The 18,876-nt window shown below is 68.0% G+C and carries 17 protein-coding genes and 2 pseudogenes; 9 read left to right on the top strand and 10 right to left on the bottom strand.

Annotated features, from left to right (window positions below; translation table 11 throughout):
• Positions 1-14: 14 nt before the first annotated feature.
• The 3 genes from GOAMI_RS07110 to GOAMI_RS07100 form a co-directional block, all read right to left on the bottom strand.
• On the bottom strand, positions 15-1,247 hold the full coding sequence (locus GOAMI_RS07110; protein ID WP_006435762.1) for a DUF6880 family protein: 1,233 nt from the start codon (positions 1,245-1,247) through the stop codon (positions 15-17).
• A gap of 396 nt (positions 1,248-1,643) precedes the next feature.
• Positions 1,644-2,909 (bottom strand): ArsB/NhaD family transporter, encoded by a 1,266-nt coding sequence (locus GOAMI_RS07105; RefSeq protein WP_006435761.1) that lies wholly within the window; start codon positions 2,907-2,909, stop codon positions 1,644-1,646.
• 18 nt (positions 2,910-2,927) lie between these two features.
• On the bottom strand, positions 2,928-4,598 hold the full coding sequence (locus tag GOAMI_RS07100; RefSeq protein ID WP_006435760.1) for an MFS transporter: 1,671 nt from the start codon (positions 4,596-4,598) through the stop codon (positions 2,928-2,930).
• 192 nt (positions 4,599-4,790) lie between these two features.
• Between GOAMI_RS07100 and GOAMI_RS07095 the strand changes: the two genes are divergently transcribed.
• Positions 4,791-4,988, top strand: coding sequence for a hypothetical protein (locus tag GOAMI_RS07095; protein WP_006435759.1), 198 nt, complete (start codon positions 4,791-4,793; stop codon positions 4,986-4,988).
• A gap of 25 nt (positions 4,989-5,013) precedes the next feature.
• Here GOAMI_RS07095 and GOAMI_RS07090 read toward each other — a convergent pair whose 3' ends face one another.
• The 6 genes from GOAMI_RS07090 to GOAMI_RS07065 all read right to left on the bottom strand — a co-directional run bounded on the left by GOAMI_RS07090 (position 5,014) and on the right by GOAMI_RS07065 (position 11,194).
• Positions 5,014-5,445, bottom strand: a complete 432-nt coding sequence (locus tag GOAMI_RS07090; RefSeq protein WP_006435758.1) for a DUF6918 family protein — start codon at positions 5,443-5,445, stop codon at positions 5,014-5,016.
• Between the two features lie 92 nt (positions 5,446-5,537).
• Positions 5,538-6,398 carry an enoyl-CoA hydratase ChsH3 gene (gene chsH3, locus GOAMI_RS07085; RefSeq protein WP_006435757.1) on the bottom strand — a complete coding sequence of 287 codons (861 nt, stop codon included), beginning with the start codon at positions 6,396-6,398 and terminating at the stop codon, positions 5,538-5,540.
• Positions 6,399-6,400: 2 nt separating this feature from the next.
• Entirely contained in the window at positions 6,401-8,131 is a 1,731-nt protein-coding gene (gene kstD / locus GOAMI_RS07080) for a 3-oxosteroid 1-dehydrogenase (protein WP_006435756.1), read from the bottom strand.
• 53 nt (positions 8,132-8,184) lie between these two features.
• Complete coding sequence (locus GOAMI_RS07075; protein ID WP_006435755.1) at positions 8,185-9,267, bottom strand: acyl-CoA dehydrogenase family protein; 1,083 nt, start codon at positions 9,265-9,267, stop codon at positions 8,185-8,187.
• Positions 9,264-10,391, bottom strand: coding sequence for an acyl-CoA dehydrogenase family protein (locus tag GOAMI_RS07070; protein ID WP_006435754.1), 1,128 nt, complete (start codon positions 10,389-10,391; stop codon positions 9,264-9,266). Before GOAMI_RS07070 ends, GOAMI_RS07075 begins: the two co-directional genes overlap by 4 nt.
• Positions 10,388-11,194, bottom strand: coding sequence for an enoyl-CoA hydratase-related protein (locus GOAMI_RS07065; protein WP_024500134.1), 807 nt, complete (start codon positions 11,192-11,194; stop codon positions 10,388-10,390). The genes GOAMI_RS07070 and GOAMI_RS07065 overlap by 4 nt, the downstream gene beginning before the upstream one ends.
• A gap of 124 nt (positions 11,195-11,318) precedes the next feature.
• Here GOAMI_RS07065 and GOAMI_RS07060 point away from each other — a divergent pair, with 124 nt between their 5' ends.
• From GOAMI_RS07060 to GOAMI_RS07035, 6 genes and pseudogenes are all read left to right on the top strand, one after another.
• A complete protein-coding gene (locus GOAMI_RS07060) occupies positions 11,319-12,107 on the top strand; it encodes a 2-keto-4-pentenoate hydratase (RefSeq protein ID WP_006435752.1) in 789 nt (262 codons plus the stop codon).
• 36 nt (positions 12,108-12,143) lie between these two features.
• Entirely contained in the window at positions 12,144-13,049 is a 906-nt protein-coding gene (locus GOAMI_RS07055) for an acetaldehyde dehydrogenase (acetylating) (RefSeq protein ID WP_006435751.1), read from the top strand.
• Positions 13,046-14,140 carry a 4-hydroxy-2-oxovalerate aldolase gene (gene dmpG / locus GOAMI_RS07050; protein WP_040004641.1) on the top strand — a complete coding sequence of 365 codons (1,095 nt, stop codon included), beginning with the start codon at positions 13,046-13,048 and terminating at the stop codon, positions 14,138-14,140. The genes GOAMI_RS07055 and dmpG overlap by 4 nt, the downstream gene beginning before the upstream one ends.
• Positions 14,127-14,975, top strand: a pseudogene (locus GOAMI_RS07045) (SDR family NAD(P)-dependent oxidoreductase). Before dmpG ends, GOAMI_RS07045 begins: the two are co-directional and overlap by 14 nt.
• Positions 14,976-14,977: 2 nt before the next feature.
• Positions 14,978-15,838, top strand: a complete 861-nt coding sequence (locus GOAMI_RS07040; RefSeq protein WP_006435748.1) for an LLM class F420-dependent oxidoreductase — start codon at positions 14,978-14,980, stop codon at positions 15,836-15,838.
• On the top strand, positions 15,835-16,341 hold the full coding sequence (locus tag GOAMI_RS07035) for a nuclear transport factor 2 family protein (protein WP_006435747.1): 507 nt from the start codon (positions 15,835-15,837) through the stop codon (positions 16,339-16,341). Before GOAMI_RS07040 ends, GOAMI_RS07035 begins: the two co-directional genes overlap by 4 nt.
• Positions 16,342-16,345: 4 nt before the next feature.
• Here GOAMI_RS07035 and GOAMI_RS07030 read toward each other — a convergent pair.
• Positions 16,346-17,262 (bottom strand): annotated as a pseudogene (locus GOAMI_RS07030) (LysR family transcriptional regulator).
• Between the two features lie 108 nt (positions 17,263-17,370).
• On the opposite strand from GOAMI_RS07030, the gene GOAMI_RS07025 reads away from it, so the two are divergent.
• Together GOAMI_RS07025 and GOAMI_RS07020 are read left to right on the top strand one after the other, a co-directional pair.
• Entirely contained in the window at positions 17,371-18,468 is a 1,098-nt protein-coding gene (locus GOAMI_RS07025; RefSeq protein ID WP_081598208.1) for a TDT family transporter, read from the top strand.
• 171 nt (positions 18,469-18,639) lie between these two features.
• Positions 18,640-18,867, top strand: a complete 228-nt coding sequence (locus tag GOAMI_RS07020; protein WP_006435744.1) for an Rv3202a family protein — start codon at positions 18,640-18,642, stop codon at positions 18,865-18,867.
• Positions 18,868-18,876 lie beyond the last annotated feature (9 nt).

Raw genomic sequence — 18,876 nt, 5'->3', positions numbered from 1 at the left:
CTGTTCACGTCAGCTCACTCTAATCCCGCCTGGTCGAACTCGGCCTGCAGTCGCGGACGGTGACGGTTCTCCGTGCGCAGACGGTCGATCAGTTCGCTCACGGTGTTCGCAGCTGTGGTGCCTGCGGCGATGCGCCGCATGCGGGTGAGTACCCGGCTGGCCTGGCGGTAGTTGCGGGGGTGGGCGGTCGCCAGTCGTTCCTCGACGATGCGTTGCAGCGGACCGAGCGCGGCGACCGGATCGATCGTCTCGTACGCGTTGACCAGCTCCAGCCAGACCTCCTCGTCGCCAAGCTCCGATGAATGGGCTTGTTGCCAAGCGCATTCCACGTTGCCGAGCGTTCGCAGGAGGAACAGGATCAGCTCGGCCGGTCGGTCGGCGAGTTTGGTGAGGACGTCGTCGGCGAGGTCGGGCCACTCGTCGCCGGCTGCCTCGTGCAGGTCTGTCGCAGTTGCGAAGGAGGGCCAGCGGGCGAAGGTGTCGAGTCGGGTGGACAGCAATTCGGTGGGTCGGTGTTCGGATATCAGCTCCGACAGGTACCCCGCGGCAGCCTGGGATTGGAATCCAGAACCCAGATCGCTTGCTTTGCGCGCGTATTCGATGGCGAGGTCGATCTCGCCGATCTCGGCCAGCGCGATGGCCGTGTCCTGCAGGAATGCGGCGTTCGGTTGGCGGCGCGCGTGGGTGTCGATGATCTTGTCGACGTCACGATCGAGTACGGCCAGTCGCCTGTCGTTATATGCGAGCGCGAACCTCGAGCGCCCGAACTCAGCCGCCCAGGGTCGCTCGGGATCGATCACCGGCGGCCCGAGCGCCTCGCGAATTTCCTCGAGCTCGGCCCGGTAGGCGGCGATCCCGCGCTTGCCCAATGCCGGCGCGTAGGCGACCGGGTCGATGGTGAAGAAGTCGCATTCGTTGTGGAACTGGAAGTCGATCATCCATTTGACCAGTTTCGACGGCGTGGGCTTCGCGTCGACGGCGACCTGCGGATGCAGCGCCAGCAGCCCCCGGATGGCGTCTCCCATGTAGCCGCTCGAATCGTCGGCGCGCATGATCAGCGTCGTTGCCGACGCGATCGCCTTCTGCGTCACCGACAGCACGTCCTGCGGGTCGGTGCCGGAGGCGGCGGCCGCCGCCAGTCGGTCGACAGCGACGGACATCTGCTTGCCGTGCGCGGTCGAGCCGCGTCGGTGGAGATCAGCCCGCGTGCGGATGAGCGGGAGGACGTTGTCGGCGAGCTCGGACATGCCCCATTGTGGCACCGCGGCCGGACGGGGTCGAAGCCGTCGTCTTCCCCCGGGGCCCAGGAGCGATGCTGTCATCGACTCACTTCGCTTTCAGCGGTCGGTCGGTCGGTCGGTTTGGGGTGGGCGGTGCCGGCGGCAGGCCGAATCTGGTTTCTCGTCGACGAGGCCAGGCACACGCTGTGGATCAGACAGAGTGTTGGGCGCGGTGGCGCGACACAGGTTTCCCAGCCCTCGGCCGCCTCGGTGGAGGCAAACCGCAACTCCCACAACCCATGCGCGGCCGGCGGTGCGACACGATCACCCCGCTTGGTCGGACTCGCAAACCCACCCTTTTTCGGCAAATCCACCCCCTGCTCGGGGGGTGGTTCTGCCGAAAATGGGTGGGTTTGTGGGGGTTCAGGTGAGTTGGAGGGATCCCCAGAGCGCGACCACCGCGACACCCAGCGTCGCCGGGACGGTGATCGCTCCGAGCCGCAGGTACTCCCGTGAGGTCGGGGCGGCGACGTCACGATGCATGATCTCTCGCCACAGCAGGTTGGCCAGTGATCCGAAGTAGGCCAGGTTCGGGCCGATGTTCACGCCGAGGAGCATCGCCAGGACCAGGCCGGGATCGTGTGCCACCAGCGGGATCAGCAGCAGCGTCGCCGGGAGGTTGTTGACCAGGTTCGAGAGGACAGCGGCGAGTACGGCGACCAGCAGGATGCCGAGCAGCGTCGACGACGACGGGATGAGTCCGCCGATCCAGTCGCCGAGCGGGCCGTCGCGTACCGGGAGGATGACGACGCCGAGCGTGGCGACGAACCCCAGGAACGGGATGTTCACCGCGGTGATCGTGTTGCGCAGCGTGGCGACCGGGGAGCGGAACAGCGCGGGCAGCGTGAACAACACGGCGCCCACCCCGGCGACCGCGGCGAGCGGTACACCGAACGGCTCGGCGATGACGAAGGCTACGAGCAGCAGGGCCAGCGCGACCAGCAACAGTGTCGGTCGGTGAGCGTCCGGCTGGGGCTCGGCGTCCGTCTCCACCGGTGCGGACGCTCGCAGCTCATCAGCGAAGTACCACCGGAAGATCAGGTATTCGACGACGATCGCCGCGACCCACGGGGCCAGCATCACGCCGGTGAAACCGAGGAAGCCGAGACCGGTGGCCGAGAACGCCAGCAGGTTCGTCAGGTTGGAGACCGGTAGCAGGGTCGACGCGGTGTTGGCCAGATGAGCGCTGGAGAACGCGATCGGCGTGACCCGTGCACCGATGTGCCTGGCGGTCGCGACGGCGACCGGCGTCAGCAACACGATCGTCGTATCGAGGCTGAGGATGGCCGTGGTCACCGCCGCGGCGACGAACACGATGCGCAGCAGACGACGCGGTGAGGATCGGCTCCATCCGGCGAGGACCGTCCCGACCCAGGTGAAGACGCCTTCCCGGGCGCAGACATCCGCGACGACCAGCATCGCGGCGAGGAAGCCGATGGTCGGGGCCATGGTGGTGACCTCGGCGGCCGCGGCGCTGAGGTCCGTCAGGCCGAGCAGGATGAGCAGTGCCGCCACCGGAGCGGCCACCACGACCGCCGGGACACGCTGCGCGCCAAGGGTTGCGATGATCACCACCACGAGGGCAGCGATGCCGGTGAGGCAGCCGGCGATGCTGTCCACGGTGAGCACCGCAGACAGGTTACGCGATCAGTCGCGGGCGAACGTGTCGTCGACGTCCGGATCGGGACCGCGGTCGCCGGTGCGCTCGATGATGACGGGGCCTTCGACGACGCGGCGTGGCGTCAGCCAGAACAGAACTGCGGAACTCACGAGCATGATGCCGCCGAGGATCAGTGAAGCCTGCTCCATCGGTGCGTCGAAAGCGGCCTTGCTGCCGTCGGCGATCTTCTGCGCGAGTTCCGCGGACTGTGCGGAGAGCTTGTCGACGACGATGGTGGCCTCGGCGAGAGATCGCTCGATGAGAGTGCCGGCCTGTTCGGCTTGGGCGATGGTGGCCTGCCCACCCGTGGGGTCACCCGCGGCGATCTGCTGTTGTCCGGCCGCGGTCAGCTGCTCGCGGGCGAGATCGGCCGTGGGGCCGATCCGCGACTCGTATCCGGCGGCGACCATGGACCCGGCGATCGCGATGCCGATGGCCGCTCCGATCTCGCGGGCGGTGTCGTTGATCGCGGACCCGACGCCCTGATTGTCCAGCGGGGTGTTGGACATGATGGCGGTGGTGGCGGGCGCCGTGGCGAGGCCGATCCCGATCGCGATCACCGCCAGGATCGCGGCCAGCGTCCAATAGTTGTCTACCGGGATCAGACCCAGCGCAATCAGGCCGGCACCCGACAGCAGTGCGCCGGCCGCGATCACGAACTTGAGCGAATCCAGTCGCACCGCCACCCAGTTCGACAGCAGTGAGAACACACCGACGCCGGCGACGAACGGCATCAGCGCGACCGCCGACTGCAACGGCGAGTAACCGAACACCAACTGCAGTAACTGCAGGACCAGGTAGAACATGCCGAACGAGGCCAGGAACTGCACGGCCACCGACAGCGAGCCCGATCCGAATGCCCGGTTGCCGAGCAGGCGCACGTCGAAGAGCGGTGAGGCCGAACGCAGTTCGACGAACACGAAGAGTGCGGCGAGGAGGATGCCGCCGACCAGGCAGATGAGGACGAGAGGATCGGCCCACCCGCGGTGTGGGGCCTCCAGGAGGCCGAACACGACGCCGGCGATCGCCAGGACCGAGCACAGGCTGCCGGGGATGTCGAAGCGTCCGGGATCGCTGTCCTTCGACGATCCGATGGTGAAGCAGAGGAGAACGGCCACCGCGGACGAGGCGGCGAAGGTGATGAAGATCGAATGCCAGGAGAAGAACTCGAGGAGCACACCGGTCACGAGGAAGCCGGCGATCGCACCGCCGCCGGCGACGGCCGACCAGATGCTGATCCCGACGGCCCGCTGGCCGTCGGGCATCCCGGAGGTGATGAGCGACAAGGTCGTCGGCATGATCAGGGCGGCGGCCGCACCGGCGAGGCAGCGCGTGATGATCAGTTGGGTCGGCCCGTCGACCCAGATTGCGGCCAGTGATGCCAACCCGAAGAACACCAGCCCGACGATGAGGACCTCGCGACGACCGAAACGGTCACCGATCGCTCCGGCCGGCAACAGCAACGCGGCGAGGGCGAGTGTGTAACCGTCGATGATCCAGGTCATCTCGGCCGAATCGGCACCGGTGTCGATGGCGATGTCGGGGAGGGCGGTGTTGAGCGCCGCCATGGCGGCGACGACCATGCTCACCGACAGGCAGGAGACGGCCACGAGCCATGCCGAGCGTGCGTCCATCCGGATGTAGTTCGGCAATCTCATGTTCCGCCCCCGATTTCAGTGTCTGGCTCGTAGGATTGCAGGGTTGCCGATTTCCGTGTTGCGGTTTCGTTATCGCGACACGCGTGGGGTGAACCACCGCAACGTGGGTAACTTGTGACACATTTATCACTGCAGTACCTGAGGCTGTAAAGGTCGATGTTGGCCCCGGACAATCGAAAGTGGTGACAGGTCATGGCCTCACCCCACATCGCGTCGAACTCCGTCGCGTCCGCCGCTGCAGTACCCAGTACCGGCGCGACCCCGATCGCTTCCACGAACACCACCGATGTCTCGCCTGCGCGCCTCCACGTCTGGCGTGTGCTGTCAATGCTGGCGGCGCTCATCGGCGTCATCGTGACGCTCGTCGTCATCGCGTCGTCGGCGGTGTGACCGCCGACGACGCGTGACGGGGTGACTACCCGGCGTGCTTCTCGATGGCAGCGCCTACCCGCGGCAGTGCCGCGACCACATGATTCTTGGCCTTCCCGCGCAGTGAGTTGTAGGCCTTCGCCAGTGCAGGCCGGGCCGAATCGGCCTGGCCGTCGGTGACCGCCAGCAGTGCCTCGGCGGCAGGGTCGCCGTGGGCCGAGAGATGATCGCCGAAGGCGACACCGGCCGGCTTCGTATCCCAGAACGGCGCGAGTGCCGTCAGGAAGTCCTCGGCCAGCTGATCCGTGGCGCTGCGCACCACGCCGGGCTTCACCTTCTGCACCGCCGCGTAGGCGGTCTTCACAGCGGCGCCGCTCAGTCCCGACTGGTCGGCCACCTCGGCATCGATGACACCGACCAGGTCGGTCACCAGTGCGCTGCGGTTGTCGGCAAGTAGGGGCGTCAGCGAATCGCTCATGCGGTCTCCTCGTGGATATGCGACGTGGTACACGCGGACCGACTCCCGGTCCGCGTGTAGAGCGTACTGAAGACCGGTGACCGCCCGGTGACTCAGTTACGCGCACACACCACATTGGCGAGGGCCTTCGCGCCCTCCCGCTCGACGACGCTTGCGGTGGCCAGGAGACGGGCGCCGTCGTCCCAGACCTCGACCTCGAGGGTTTCGCCGGGGAAGACCACGCCGGCGAACGACGCCGAGAACTCCGCGACGGCCGCGGCGTCCCCGTCGAGCAGCTCGTCGGCGATGGCCCGCGCGACCGTGCCGTAGGTGCACAGGCCGTGCAGGATCGGGCGCGGAAAACCGGCACGCGAGGCGAACTCGGGGTCGGAGTGCAGCGGATTGCGGTCTCCGCACAGGCGATAGATCAGCGCCTGGTTGGGCAGCGTCGGGATGCGCAGGCGGTGGTCGGGTTCGCGGTCGGGGTACTCGACCTTCTCCGACCGGCCGCGCTCACCGCCGAAGCCGCCCTCGCCCTTGGCGAAGATCGACGACCGCGCGGTCCACAGCGTCTGGCCGGCGTCGTCGGTGGTCACCGACTCCTGGACGATGACGGCGGCCGAACCCTTGTCCTGGACCTCGACGATCCGCGTCCGGGTGGTCGCCTTCCCGGCCGGCGGCAGCGGGCGATGTGCGGTGACCTTCTGGCTCCCGTGGACGACCTTCGCGAGGTCGATGTCGACGCCGGGGAAGGACACCTTCGGCGGCTCGGTGGTGTGGAAACCCGCCGCGACGGTCGCGAACGTCGGCAACACCTTGGGCGCCGAATCATGGACGTACGCCAGCGACTCGGTGTTCATCGGGTCGGTCGCGGCGCCCACCGCGAGGTGATAGAGCACGACATCCGAGGCCGACCACTCGAACGAGACCTCGGGCAGCTCCGCCCCGACGGCGACGGCGGGATCGATCGGCATGTTCAGGCTCCTGTCTGCTGTGCGGGGGCGGCGGCCGCCTTGGCCGCGATGTCACTGGCGGCGAGGTAGCCGAAGACGATCGCCGGGCCGATGGTGGCACCGGGACCGGCGTAGGTGTGGCCCATGACGGGTGCGCTCGTGTTGCCGGCGGCGTACAGGCCGTCGATGACCGAACCGTCGGCGCGGAGTGCGCGACCCGAGGCGTCGGCGTTGATCCCGCCCTTGGTGCCGAGGTCGCCGGGCACCATCTTGACCGCATAGAACGGGCCCTTGCTGACCTCGCCGAGGCTTGGGTTGGGTTTGTTGGTGATGTCGCCGTAGTAGTGGTCGTAACCGCTTGCGCCACGGCCGAAGTCCTCGTCGACTCCGGATCGCGCGAATCCGTTGAAGCGTTCGGTGGTTTCGACGAGAGACTCGGCGGGGACGCCGATCTTCTCCGCGAGGGCCGAGATGCTGTCCGCCTTCACGACGACGCCCGACTCGTACCACTTCTTCGGAAGCGGCTGGCGCGCATTGATTCCCGCGAAGAGGTAGCGGTTACGGCAGCGCTGGTCGAAGATCAGCCACGACGGCACGTTCTCGCCCGGGCCCTCGCCGTGGCCGAACTCTCCGCCGTACATCTGGTGCACCGCTTCGACATACGGAAGCGACTCGTTCATGTAGCGCTTGCCGCGGGTGTTGACGATGAAGGTGCCGGGCACCGACCGTTCCGACAGTGCGAACCACGGTCCGCGCGGCAGCGGGATCGTCGGACCCCACCAGGCGTCGTCCATCAGCGAGACGGCGGCACCGATCTTGAGCCCGGCGTTGATGCCGTCGCCGGTGTTGCTCGGTGCGCCGGTGGTCCAGTCGGAGCCGATCGGCTCCCGCTGGTACTTCTTGCGCATCTCCTCGTTGTGCTCGAACCCGCCGCAGGCGAGGATCACGCCGTGGCGCGCGCGGATCTCGAATCGCTTGCCCTCGGATTCCGCGATCACGCCGACAACCCGGCCGTCCTCGGTGACGAGGTCGACGAGACCCGTGTTCAGGCGAAGCGGGACCCCGGCCTCGCGCACGCCGATGAGGAGTTCGGCGGCCAGCGCCGCACCCATCGCGATGAGCTTCTTGCCGCGGCTGCGTGCCCAGAAGAACCGGCTGCCGACCTTGGCCATGCGCAGCGGCCCACGCCAGTGACGCAGGCCGGTGTTGAGCCAGCGGTAGTCGGACTGCAGCACGACCATGTTCAGCGGCGCCTTGGTGTACTGCGGATGCAGCGTCTTCAGATCATCGCCGAGCCGGCGCGCATCGAACGGCCGCGGTTCGATCGACCGGCCGCCGAGACGTCCACCTGGTGCCTCGGGGTAGTAGTCCGAGTAGTTCTTCACCCACTCGAGGTCGAGGGGTGCGTGCTCGAGGAGAAAGTCGAGTGCTTCGGGTCCGCGGTCGATGTAGGCGTCGATGCGGTCCGCCGGTGCGTGCTCGCCGATGATGGCGTGCACGTACTCGCGCGCCTTCTCCGGCGTATCGCTGACGCCGTCGCGCCGCAGCACCGAGTTGTTCGGGATCCACACGCCGCCGCCGGACCGCGAGGTCGAACCGCCCCAGTAGGGCGACTTCTCGATCAGGACGGTGTTCAGGCCCTTGCGGGCCGCGGTGATCGCGGCGGCCAGACCTGCACCACCTGCGCCGACGACGACCACGTCGTAGATCTCGGGTTCGGTGCTGGTCTGTTGTGGATCGGTCGAGCCGGCCATGGGGTCCCCTTCGTGCGCGCAGCTGGAACGTGTTCTACCTGAATTAGAACACGTTACAGAAATGGGGCGCCAGGGGTGGCCGGGTGCAGTGTGTGACCGGCGATCACGTCCCACGGATCCTCGCCGTCGTCGAGGATCTCGCCGGCGAGGGACTCCGCCCAGTCCTGATCGGTGCCATATCGGTCCGACCAGGTCCACAGTCCGGTGGTGAACCGCCCCAGGCTGTGCTCCGAGGTGAAGCCGATCGCGCCGTGGATCTGGTGTCCGGCGGACGCCACCTCGGTGGCGTACCGCGAGGTCACGACCTTTGCCGCCGCGACGGCAGTGCGGGCTCGCGCCGGGTCTCCCGACGTGGACTCCACCGCGGCTCGCGCAGCGGTCTTCATGAGTGTGGTCTGCGCGGCCATCTCGGCCAGCCGCTGCTGGATGGCCTGGAACTTCGCCAGGGGACGCCCGAACTGGGTGCGTTCGGAGGCGTATCGGACCGTGAGCTCGCGGACCGCGCGGGCAGCCGCGGCCAAGGCGACGGTGTAGGCGAGCGCACCGCGCCGGTGCAGGTCGTCGACGCCGACGGGGGAGGGCGCGGAGAACGTCGCCTCGGCATCCCGAAAGACGATGTCGCCGTACGACACTCCCTGGAGGTCGGTTCCCGGTTCGATCTCGACCCCGGCGGCTTCGCGGGCGATGACGGCGACCAGCGGGCCGTCGGGTCCGGTCGTGAGGGCCACGATCACATCGCTGCCGTCGGCATGTGCCACACCTGTTGCCGTGCCCGACACCAGGATTCGATCCCCGTCGGTGCGGACGCCGGCGTCGTCGATCACTGCGACCGTCGCCGTCGAGTCGCCGAGCGGATGTCCGACGCCGCCGGCCAGCCACGACGCGAGCAGCGCGTGTTCGAGATAGGGGGTCACCGCCCCGGCTTCGGTGAGGGTTTCCAGGACAGCCAGTGCATCACCGAGCTCACCACCGTGCCCGCCCGCGTCCTCCGGGACGTCGACGCCGGTGAACCCGGCCTCGACGACGGCGGCCCACACGGCCGCGTCGGGTGCGGCGACCGGTGTTTGCGTGTCGGCCGGGATGCGGAGGAGCATCGCGGCGATGGTCGCCTGGAGATCGGCGGCGAGGTCGGTCATCGAATCCCCAATCCGCGCGCGACGATCCCGCGCAGGATCTCGTTGGTCCCGCCGCGAAGCGTGAACGCCGGTGTGTGCAGAACGGATTGGGCCAGAAGACGTTCGAGGTGTGTACCGCCTTCGCGGCGCGGCACGATTCCGGAGGCGTCGCGGATGGCCGTCACCAGATCGCCCTCGAACGTCGAGCCGAGATCCTTGACCATGGCGGCGAGCACATCCGGCTTCCCTCCGTCCGACAGCTCGCGCGCCACCTGCCGCGACATCTGGCGCAATGCCCACGCCTGCGCCGTCAGTCGGCCCAGCGTCACCCGCTGGTTCGGGGTGGCTCCGTGCTCCCGCAGATGATCGCTCCACGCGCGCAGCAGCGGCAGTGTGCTGAGGTAGCGCTCCGGTCCGGAACGCTCGAAGGCCAGTTCGCTCATCACCTGCTGCCAGCCGTGTCCGCGACGTCCGAGCAGTGCCGACGAATCCACGACCGCGTCGTGGAAGACCACTTCGTTGAAGTGTGCCTGCCCGTCGATGCTCCGGATCGGCCGGATCTCGATGTCCGGATGGGGCAGGTCGACGACGAACTGCGACAGTCCCTGCTGCCGGTCGTCGGGCGTGCCGTCCGTGCGGGCGAGCAGAACCATCGCGTGGGCGATGTGGGCGCCGGTGGTCCACACCTTGGTGCCGCTGATCGTCCACGAATCACCGTTGTCGGTGGCTCGTGTCCGGACGCCGGCGAGGTCGGAACCCGCATCGGGTTCGCTCATGCCGATCGCGAAGTAAACGGTGCCCGTCGAGATCCCCGGGATGTAGCGGCGTCGTTGCTGCTCGGTCCCGTTGGACAGGATGCCGGGCGCCATCTGCCGGTCGGCGATCCAGTGCGCGGCGACCGGGGCGCCGTGCGCCAGCATCTCCTCGGTGACGACGAACCGCTCGACCGGAGTGCGTCCCCGGCCGCCGTAATCGGTCGGCATCGTCATACCCAGCCAGCCGCGTTCGCCGAGCCGGCGGCTGAAGGTGGGGTCGAAACCCGTCATCCAGCTGTCGACGTCGGGAGTGAATGCACCCGAATCGATCTCGGCGCGCAGGAACTCGCGGACCTCGGCGCGCAATGGGGAGAGCTGAGCGTCGGTCACGACCGGCCGGGCCCCCGCGACGACCAGTTCTGGCCTTTGCGCGCCATCGACCACATCTGGGTGCCGCGTTCGATCTCGATCGCCGAATCCCAGGTCACCGCGGGCGGACCCAGCTCCAGTCGCACGCTCGACATGACCTTTCGGGTCAGTTCCGGGTCGCGGGCCGCGGGACCGGTGAGACCGTCCACGATCGCGGGGATCTCCTCGACCGGGGCCGCCGCGTAGGCGAGTCCTCGAGCGACGGCTTCGTTGCCGGTGAGCGCTTGACCGCAGGCTGCGAGCGCGATCGTGTCGGCACGTCCCACCGCGCGGTTGAGCAAGGTCAGGTGACCGCCGCCGGGATGGATGCCGCGGGCAAGGAATCCGCTGTCCAGAACCGCGTCGGGGGTGGTGACGAGCAGGTCGACCGCCAGGGCCAGGTTGAGGCCCGCACCGACGGCACCGCCCACGACGACCCCGATGGTGGGGACCGGAAGGGAACCGACACGAACGAAGGCGGCGTACACGGCCGACAACTGCTTCACCGACTCCGGCGCCGCCGGATCGGCCGAGGCGCCCGCGAGGATTCGGGTGTCCGCGCCGCTGCAGAAATAGGAACCCGTGGCGTCGACGACCACCGCGCCGATGGTCTCGTCGTCGACCACCTGATCGCAGAACCGCTCGATCGCCGCGGCCATCTCGAGGGTGATCGCATTCTTGCGGCGCGGGTTGTCGAGCGTCAACCGGCCGATACCGCCGTCGAACGAGGTGAGCACGGCGGCGTCGGCGGTGGGGCTCTCGGGATTCGGGGCGTCGGGACTCATGGGGAGAACGGTAGTCGTCCGCGGGGCGCTCGCGTAGGCGCCACGCGAATTGCGCACGGGGCTCCTGCACGAGTGGAACATGTTCTAAACTAGAACACGTTCACATTGGGAAGGTGAGGGCACAATGGCGGTTGACCAGCAGGTTCGCGAGAAGATCGCTGCCGAGCTCTGGCAGGCGGAGGTCTCCGCGACGGCTATCGACCGTCCCACGGACTCCCATCCGGAACTCGATGTGGTCGATGCCTACGAGATCCAGCTGATCAACATCCGCAAGCGTCTCGACGCCGGCGCGAAGGTCGCCGGGCACAAGGTCGGCCTCGCATCAGAGGCGATGCAGAAGATGATGGGCGTCGACGAACCTGATTACGGCCACCTCCTCGACGAGATGCAGTATTTCGAGGAGACCCCCATCGACGCGAAGAAGCTGTGCTTCCCGAGGGTCGAGGTGGAGGTCGGGTTCATCCTGGGCGAGGATCTGCCCGGCGAGGGATGTACCAACGAGGACGTGATCGCGGCAGTCGAGTGGGTGGTGCCGTCGATCGAACTCATCGACTCCCGGATCAAGGACTGGAAGATCACGCTGTGCGACACCATCGCCGACAACGCCTCGTCGTGCGGCTGGATTCTCGGGCATCAGCGAGTCCCGATCAGCGAGATCGACACCGCGGACATCGACGCCGTCCTGCATCGTAACGGGGAGATCGTGGCGAAGGGCAATTCGTCTGCGGTGCTGGGACATCCGCTGAATGCGGTGTCGTGGCTGGCACGCAAGGTCGACAGCTTCGGCGTCCGGCTTCGCAAGGGAGACGTCATCCTGCCCGGCACGGCGACGCGGGCCATCGACATCTCATCGGGTGATCACTTCGTGGCCGAGTTCGCCGGTCTCGGCTCGGTCACCCTCGACTTCACCTGACATACAACAGACTTCACTAGCAGAAGGAGGATCCACGTGGCGGCGAAACTGACCGCGGCGATCATCGGATCGGGCAACATCGGCACCGATCTGATGTACAAGCTGGAACGTTCGGAGGTCATCGAACCCCGTTGGATGGTCGGCATCGACCCCGAGTCGGAGGGTATGAAACGTGCCGCCGACCACGGGCTCATCACGATGAGCGGCGGCGCGGACGAACTCCTCGGGTCGCAGGACAAGCCCGACCTGATCTTCGAGGCCACGTCGGCGTACGTGCACCGTGAGTACGCACCCAAGTACGAGGCGGCCGGCATCACCGCGGTCGACCTCACCCCGGCGGCCGTCGGACCCGCCGTGGTCCCGCCGGCCAACCTGCGCGAACACCTCGACGCCCCGAACACCAACATGATCACCTGCGGCGGGCAGGCGACGATCCCGATGGTGCACGCCGTCTCGTCGGTCGTGCCGGTGCCCTATGCGGAGATCGTGGCATCCGTGGCCTCGGTCTCGGCCGGTCCGGGCACGCGCGCCAACATCGACGAGTTCACCGCCACCACGTCGGCCGGTGTCGAGACGATCGGCGGCGCGCAGCGTGGCAAGGCGATCATCATCCTGAACCCGGCCGACCCACCGATGATCATGCGCGACACCATCTTCTGCGCCATCCCCGAGGATGCCGACACCGATGCGATCGCGGAGTCGATCCACCGTCGGGAGAAGGAGATCCAGGCCTACGTGCCCGGCTATCGCCTGCTGCAGGACCCACAGTTCGACCCGCCGAGCGTCCTGAACGGCGGCTTCGCGCGCGTGTCGATCTTCGTGGAGGTCGAGGGAGCGGGCGACTTCCTGCCGCCCTACGCCGGAAACCTGGACATCATGACCGCCGCCGCGACCAAGGTCGGCGAAGAACTCGCAAAGAAGAAGTTGGGAGTCCCCGCATGAGCACCAACGTGGTCACCACCCCGCGCGACCTGAAGCTGATGGCCAACGCGCGCAAGTACTCCGACACCCTCGACATCCGCATCACGGACTCCTCGCTGCGTGACGGCAGTCATCACAAGCGTCACCAGTTCACCGAGGAGGAGGTGCGCGCGATCGTCGGTGCGCTCGACGAGGCCGGTGTGCCGGTCATCGAGGTGACCCACGGTGACGGACTCGGCGGCTCGTCGTTCAACTACGGGTTCTCCAAGACCCCGGAGCAACAGCTGATCAAGGCGGCCGCGGAGACCGCGAAGCGCGCCAAGATCGCCTTCCTGATGCTGCCCGGCCTGGGCACGAAGGACGACATCCGGGCCGCGCAGGACAACGGCGGCCAGATCTGCCGCATCGCCACCCACTGCACCGAGGCCGACGTCTCCATCCAGCACTTCGGTCTCGCACGCGATCTCGGACTCGAGACCGTCGGCTTCCTGATGATGAGCCACAGCCAGCCGCCGGAGGTCATCGCCAAGCAGGCCCGCATCATGGCCGACGCCGGATGTCAGTGCGTCTACGTCGTGGACTCCGCGGGTGCGCTCGTGCTCGAGGACGTCACCGTGCGGGTGGAGGCACTGGTCGCCGAACTCGGCGACGACGCCCAGGTCGGGTTCCACGGTCACGAGAACCTCGACATCGCGGTCGCCAACTCGGTCAACGCGATTCGTGCCGGCGCCCAGCAGATCGACGGGTCGATCCGACGCTTCGGAGCCGGCGCGGGGAACACGCCCACCGAGGCCTTCGTCGGGGTGTGCGACAAGCTCGGAATCACGACCGGCGTCGACTTCATGAAGATCGCCGACGCCGCGCAGGACGTGGTTCGCCCGGCGATGCCGTCGGAGTGCCTGGTGGACCGCCCGGCGATGATGATGGGGTACGCCGGCTGCTACAGCTCGTTCCTCAAGCATGCCGAGGGCCATGCCGAACGCTACGGCGTCTCGGCGGCAGAGATCCTGCTCGAGGCCGGCGCCCGCAAACTCGTCGGCGGCCAGGAGGATCAGCTCATCGACATCGCGCTCGAGCTGAGGAAGAAGCAAGACGCCAATGCCGGTGTCTGAGAACGCCGACGGTTCTGGTTTCGACCCGAAGCGGTACGGCCCGTGGGCGGTGATCGCCGGTGGATCCGAGGGTGTGGGTGCTTCGTTCGCCCACCAGCTCGCCGACGCCGGGATCAACGTCGTACTGATCGCGCGCAAGCCCGGACCCCTGGAGGAGACGGCTGAGGAGGTCCGCGCCCGCGGTGTGCAGGCGCTGACCCTGTCGGCCGATCTCACCGATCCGTCGGTCATCGACGAGATCATCTCCGTCACCGACGATCTCGATGTCGGCCTGTTCATCTACAACGCCGGTGCCAACACATATGGCAACGACTTCGTCGAGGGCGACCTCGAGAGGTTCCAGACCGTCATCGATCTCAACATCACCGCCCAGCTGGCGCTCGTGCACCACTTCGGTGCGCGGTTGCGGGCGAGGGGGAGTGGCGGGTTGTTGCTCGTCGGTTCCATGAGCGGCTACCTCGGCGGCAAGCATCTCTCGATCTACGGTGCCGTGAAGGCCTTTGGGCGCGTGTTCGCCGAGTCGCTCTGGCTCGAGCTGCGTGACCACGGCGTCGACGTGCTCGAGCTCGTGCTCGGCGTGACGCGCACGCCGGCCATGGAGCGGGCGGGGATGAACCTCGGAGGGCCGCTGAAGGCGAGCGAGCCCGAGGACGTCGCGCGCGAAGGACTCGAACATCTCGCCGACGGCCCGGTGTGGGTGGCCGGCGGCAACGCGCGTCGAGTGTAGAAGATCAACGGTCCCGACCGCCGCAGCCTGATCCTGGCCCAGCACGAGGCGATGCTGAAACTGTTCCCGCAGAAGGCGGCCGCCTCCGCGGCGCCGACGCGGAGCTGAGAGTGCGCCTCGGCATCACCAGCCCGATCGTCACGCGGCTGCCCGGTGTCGCCGGTGAATGGGAGGCGACGGCGGGGATCGCCGAACTCGCCGATATCGGCGCCGCCGCAGACGAACTGGGTTTCGAGTACCTGAGCTGCAGTGAACACGTGGCCGTGCCCGCCGAGATCGCCGCGCAGCGTGGTGGAACCTACTGGGACCCGTTGTCCACCTTCGGGTTTCTCGCCGGCCGTACCCGGAGCATCCGGTTCCTCACCCAGGTGCTGGTCCTCGGCTACCATCATCCCCTGGCCATCGCGAAACGGTACGGGACCCTGGACGCCATCAGTGGTGGCCGCGTCACTCTCGGTGTCGGAGTCGGTTCGCTGCGTGAGGAGTTCGAGCTCCTCGGCGTCGAGTTCGAGGGCCGGGGCGAACGTGCCGACGACGCCCTGCGCGCTCTCCGGGCGTCGCTGTCGGCATCCGAGCCGGAGTATGCGGGCACCCATTACCGGTTCGGAGGACTGATCGTCGAACCGTGCGCGATGCAGGAGCGTCTCCCGATCTGGGTGGGCGGGCGAACGCAGCGGTCGCTCCGCCGGGCAATCGATCTGGGAGATGGTTGGGTTCCTTTCGGGCTGAGTCGATCCTGGCTCCGGGAGATGCTCGAATCGGTCGAGGTGCCGGACCGCTTCGAGATCGTTCTCGGTGCCGGGCCACTCGATCCCGAGGATGCCGACCGCACGACCGTCGACCTGGAGAAGATCCACGCCGCCGGTGCCACGATCGTCGGCGTGACGATCCGGGCATCGTCGGCCGACCACTACATCAGCCAACTGCGACGACTCGCGGAGCTGGCCGGACTGGAGGGGCGATCACCGTGACGGTCGAACAGCGACTGGCGCAGCTCGAGGACACCGTGCGGCTTCTCGCCGACGAACGGGAGATCACGCGACTGGTCACCGCCTATGGGCCACTCGTGGACAGCGGGGACGCCGACGCGGTGGCCGCACTGTGGACACCGGACGGCATCTACGACGTCGACGGCCTCTTCATGCACGGCCGCGACGACATCGTCGCGATGGTCCGCTCCGATGCCCATCAGGGTCTCATCGCCCGTGGATGCACCCACCTCCAGGGCGCGGTCCACGTGAACGTCGAAGGCGACGAGGCGATCGCCGCGAGTCACTCACTCCTGGTCATCGCCGGTGACAAGGGTTTTCGCGTCGTCCGCGCGACCGCGCACCACTGGAGGTTCGTGCGCACCGATGCGGGCTGGAAGGTCGCACGGCGAACGAGTCGTGCTCTCGACGGGACCCCGGACGCGCACCGGCTTCTCAACCAGGGGGTGCACGGGACCGACGTCGGGGACCGAAACGTGCCCTGAGTGCTCAGGAACGCCCGATGTGTGACAGGAAGTCACGCGCGGCGCCGGCGGTGGGCTGTGGACCCGACAACCACACCGCGCGCAACGGACGCTCGAGGTCGAGATCGTCGACCGGGATGCGGATCAGCCGGCGGTCGAGGTCGTCGGCGACCGACAGATTGCTGAGCACCGCCGGGCCGGCACCCGCGATGACCGCCGCGCGAACAGATGCCGTCGTCGACAGTTCCAGCACCGGAGCGGTGACCTCGCGCGAGGGTCCCAGCGCTCGGGTCAGTGCGCGTTCGAAGAACTCGCGTGTGCCCGAACCCTCTTCGCGCGTCACCAGTGCGGTGTGGGCGAGGTCGGCGGCCACGATGCGACGGCGGACGCGTGTCCACGGATGACCGGGCGGCACGACGACGACCAGCTCGTCACGCGCGATCGTCCGGCTTCTGAGACCCGGTGCCACGCGAGGTCCTTCGACGAACCCGAGTTCGACCTCCCCGTCGCGCACCAGCGTGCAGACCTGGTCGGAGTTGGCGGCGGTGAACGACACCTTCGGCGCGGGGTCGTGCTGGGCCGCGAACGACACGAGCCATCGCGGAAGGAGATGCTCGGCGACGGTGAGACTCGCGGCCAGCCGCAGCTGATCGCGTCGTTCCAGGCGCAACGCGGAGAGACCGGCATCGAATTCGCCAGCCAGTGTGAGCAATCGGTCCGCCCACTCGGCGACGAGCCGCCCGGCCTGAGTCGGTACCGATCCGCGCGGCGTTCGGGTCAGTAGTCCGACGCCGAGCTGGGTCTCCAACGCACGGATGCGTGCCGACACCGCCTGCTGGGTGATACCGAGTTCCGACGCCGCGCATTGAGGCTGCCGGTGCTGACGACCGTCTGCAGGGTCTCCAGCGATGCGAGGTCGGGCATCCGGGGACTGAGCACCATCGACCGAGGGTACAACCGTTCGTGGTACCCCGGCTACAAGCCCGGTTTGTATCCTCTCAACGATTTGGGTGCTACCGGCCGTCGGGCATCGCCGGGATCGTGGTGGACATGACTACGATGACCGCGTCGGCGACCGGCATACCCGCCCGGACCACCTGGTTCCCGCCCAACTGGTTCGCGGCCGTGATGGGTACGGGGGTCATCGCGATCGCCGCGCACGGCCTGCCGTGGCAACCGGCCGGTCTGAGTGCCGTGGCCGTCGGGTTCTGGCTGCTGGCCGGCATCATCCTCGGAAGCGTGGTCGCGGCCACGATCGGCCACTGGAGGGCCGACCCGGACATCGCCCGCGGCCACCACGAGCACCACATCGTCGCGCATTTCTACGGTGCGGTGCCGATGGCGATCATGACCGTGGGGACCAGCACCCTCGTGGTGGGCGCCGGGATCGTCGGCCCCGACCTCGCCCTCGGCGTCGACATCGTGTGCTGGATCGTCGGCACGGTCGGCGGCGTGGTCACCGCGCTGGTCATCCCGTATAGCCACCTGATCCTCGGTCGCGCCGGCGTCGACGACGCTTTCGGCGGCTGGTTGATGCCGGTCGTGCCGCCGATGGTGTCGGCGTCGGCCGCGGCGATCCTGTCGGGTCAGCTCGACCCCGGGTGGACGCGGGACCTGGTACTCGGCATCGGATGCGCGATGTTCGGTCTGGCGGTGCTCGCCGCCACGCCCATCCTGGTCATGCTCGTCCGGCGGTTCCGCACCGGGGACCACGGCGTCGCACACATGGTGCCGACCTGGTGGATCGTGCTGGGCCCGCTCGGGCAGTCGGTCACGGCGGCCTGCCTGCTCGCGCATGCGGCGCAGCACGCAGTGCCCGCACCGGTCGCGGGTGCCATGCACGAGTTCGCGGTCGCTTACGGTCTGGCCGTCTGGGTGGCGGCAACGGCGTGGATCGGTGTCGCCACCCGGATCACCGTCCGCACGGCGCGCGCGGGGATGCCGTTCGCAATGACCTGGTGGTCGTTCACCTTCCCGGTGGGTACCTACGTGACCGGCTCTTCCGCGCTGATGCTCACCCTGGGCTGGACGGTGTTCGAGATCGCGGCGATCGCCGGGTTCTCGGTGCTGGTGGCCGCCTGGCTCGTCGTCGCCGCCCGGACCGCCAGAGGTGTCGTCTCCGGCGAACTCCTCCGCCTGCCGGGATAGTCCCGCGATCCGGGCGCTGTGTTGCGAGGCCGGTTGACGCCGCGAGGCGGGTTGACGTTGCGAGGACGGTTGACGCCTGCCGGGTACGACAGGATCATCGGAGACGCACCACCGGAAGGTCGCGCCCGGACACACCTTGTGCCGAGCACCCAGCTACCGGAAGGAGTCCCCATGGCAGCCGCACAACCGTGGACCGAAGGAGAAGCGAACGACGCCGACGTCGTCGAGCAGACGATGCCGGCCGAGCCCGTCGACGAGGAGGCTCCCGCCGACTCCGAGTCCGAGTCCGAGTCCGAAGGGCCGGACATCGCCCTGGAAGCCAACGTCGCGGACGTCGTGGAACAAGCCACCGATGTCGGCCCCGACGACTCCGACGAATACCCGCCGGGCGATCGGTAGAGAACACAC

The organism is Gordonia amicalis NBRC 100051 = JCM 11271, assembly GCF_000332995.1.
Classification (GTDB): domain Bacteria; phylum Actinomycetota; class Actinomycetes; order Mycobacteriales; family Mycobacteriaceae; genus Gordonia; species Gordonia amicalis.
Note: the sequence above shows the minus strand (reverse complement) of the source record. Positions and strands in the feature narration are given on the sequence as shown.

Bases quoted from the DNA above. Each gene is read 5' to 3' on its own strand.
- GOAMI_RS07090 (WP_006435758.1), bottom strand. From the start codon at position 5,445: ATGAGCGATTCGCTGACGCCCCTACTTGCCGACAACCGCAGCGCACTG.
- GOAMI_RS07060 (WP_006435752.1), top strand. From the start codon at position 11,319: ATGGCGGTTGACCAGCAGGTTCGCGAGAAGATCGCTGCCGAGCTCTGG.
- GOAMI_RS07095 (WP_006435759.1), top strand. From the start codon at position 4,791: ATGGCCTCACCCCACATCGCGTCGAACTCCGTCGCGTCCGCCGCTGCA.
- GOAMI_RS07075 (WP_006435755.1), bottom strand. From the start codon at position 9,267: ATGACCGACCTCGCCGCCGATCTCCAGGCGACCATCGCCGCGATGCTC.
- GOAMI_RS07100 (WP_006435760.1), bottom strand. From the start codon at position 4,598: ATGAGATTGCCGAACTACATCCGGATGGACGCACGCTCGGCATGGCTC.
- GOAMI_RS07020 (WP_006435744.1), top strand. From the start codon at position 18,640: ATGGCAGCCGCACAACCGTGGACCGAAGGAGAAGCGAACGACGCCGAC.
- dmpG (WP_040004641.1), top strand. From the start codon at position 13,046: ATGAGCACCAACGTGGTCACCACCCCGCGCGACCTGAAGCTGATGGCC.
- GOAMI_RS07025 (WP_081598208.1), top strand. From the start codon at position 17,371: ATGACTACGATGACCGCGTCGGCGACCGGCATACCCGCCCGGACCACC.
- GOAMI_RS07110 (WP_006435762.1), bottom strand. From the start codon at position 1,247: ATGTCCGAGCTCGCCGACAACGTCCTCCCGCTCATCCGCACGCGGGCT.
- GOAMI_RS07065 (WP_024500134.1), bottom strand. From the start codon at position 11,194: ATGAGTCCCGACGCCCCGAATCCCGAGAGCCCCACCGCCGACGCCGCC.
- chsH3 (WP_006435757.1), bottom strand. From the start codon at position 6,398: ATGCCGATCGATCCCGCCGTCGCCGTCGGGGCGGAGCTGCCCGAGGTC.
- kstD (WP_006435756.1), bottom strand. From the start codon at position 8,131: ATGGCCGGCTCGACCGATCCACAACAGACCAGCACCGAACCCGAGATC.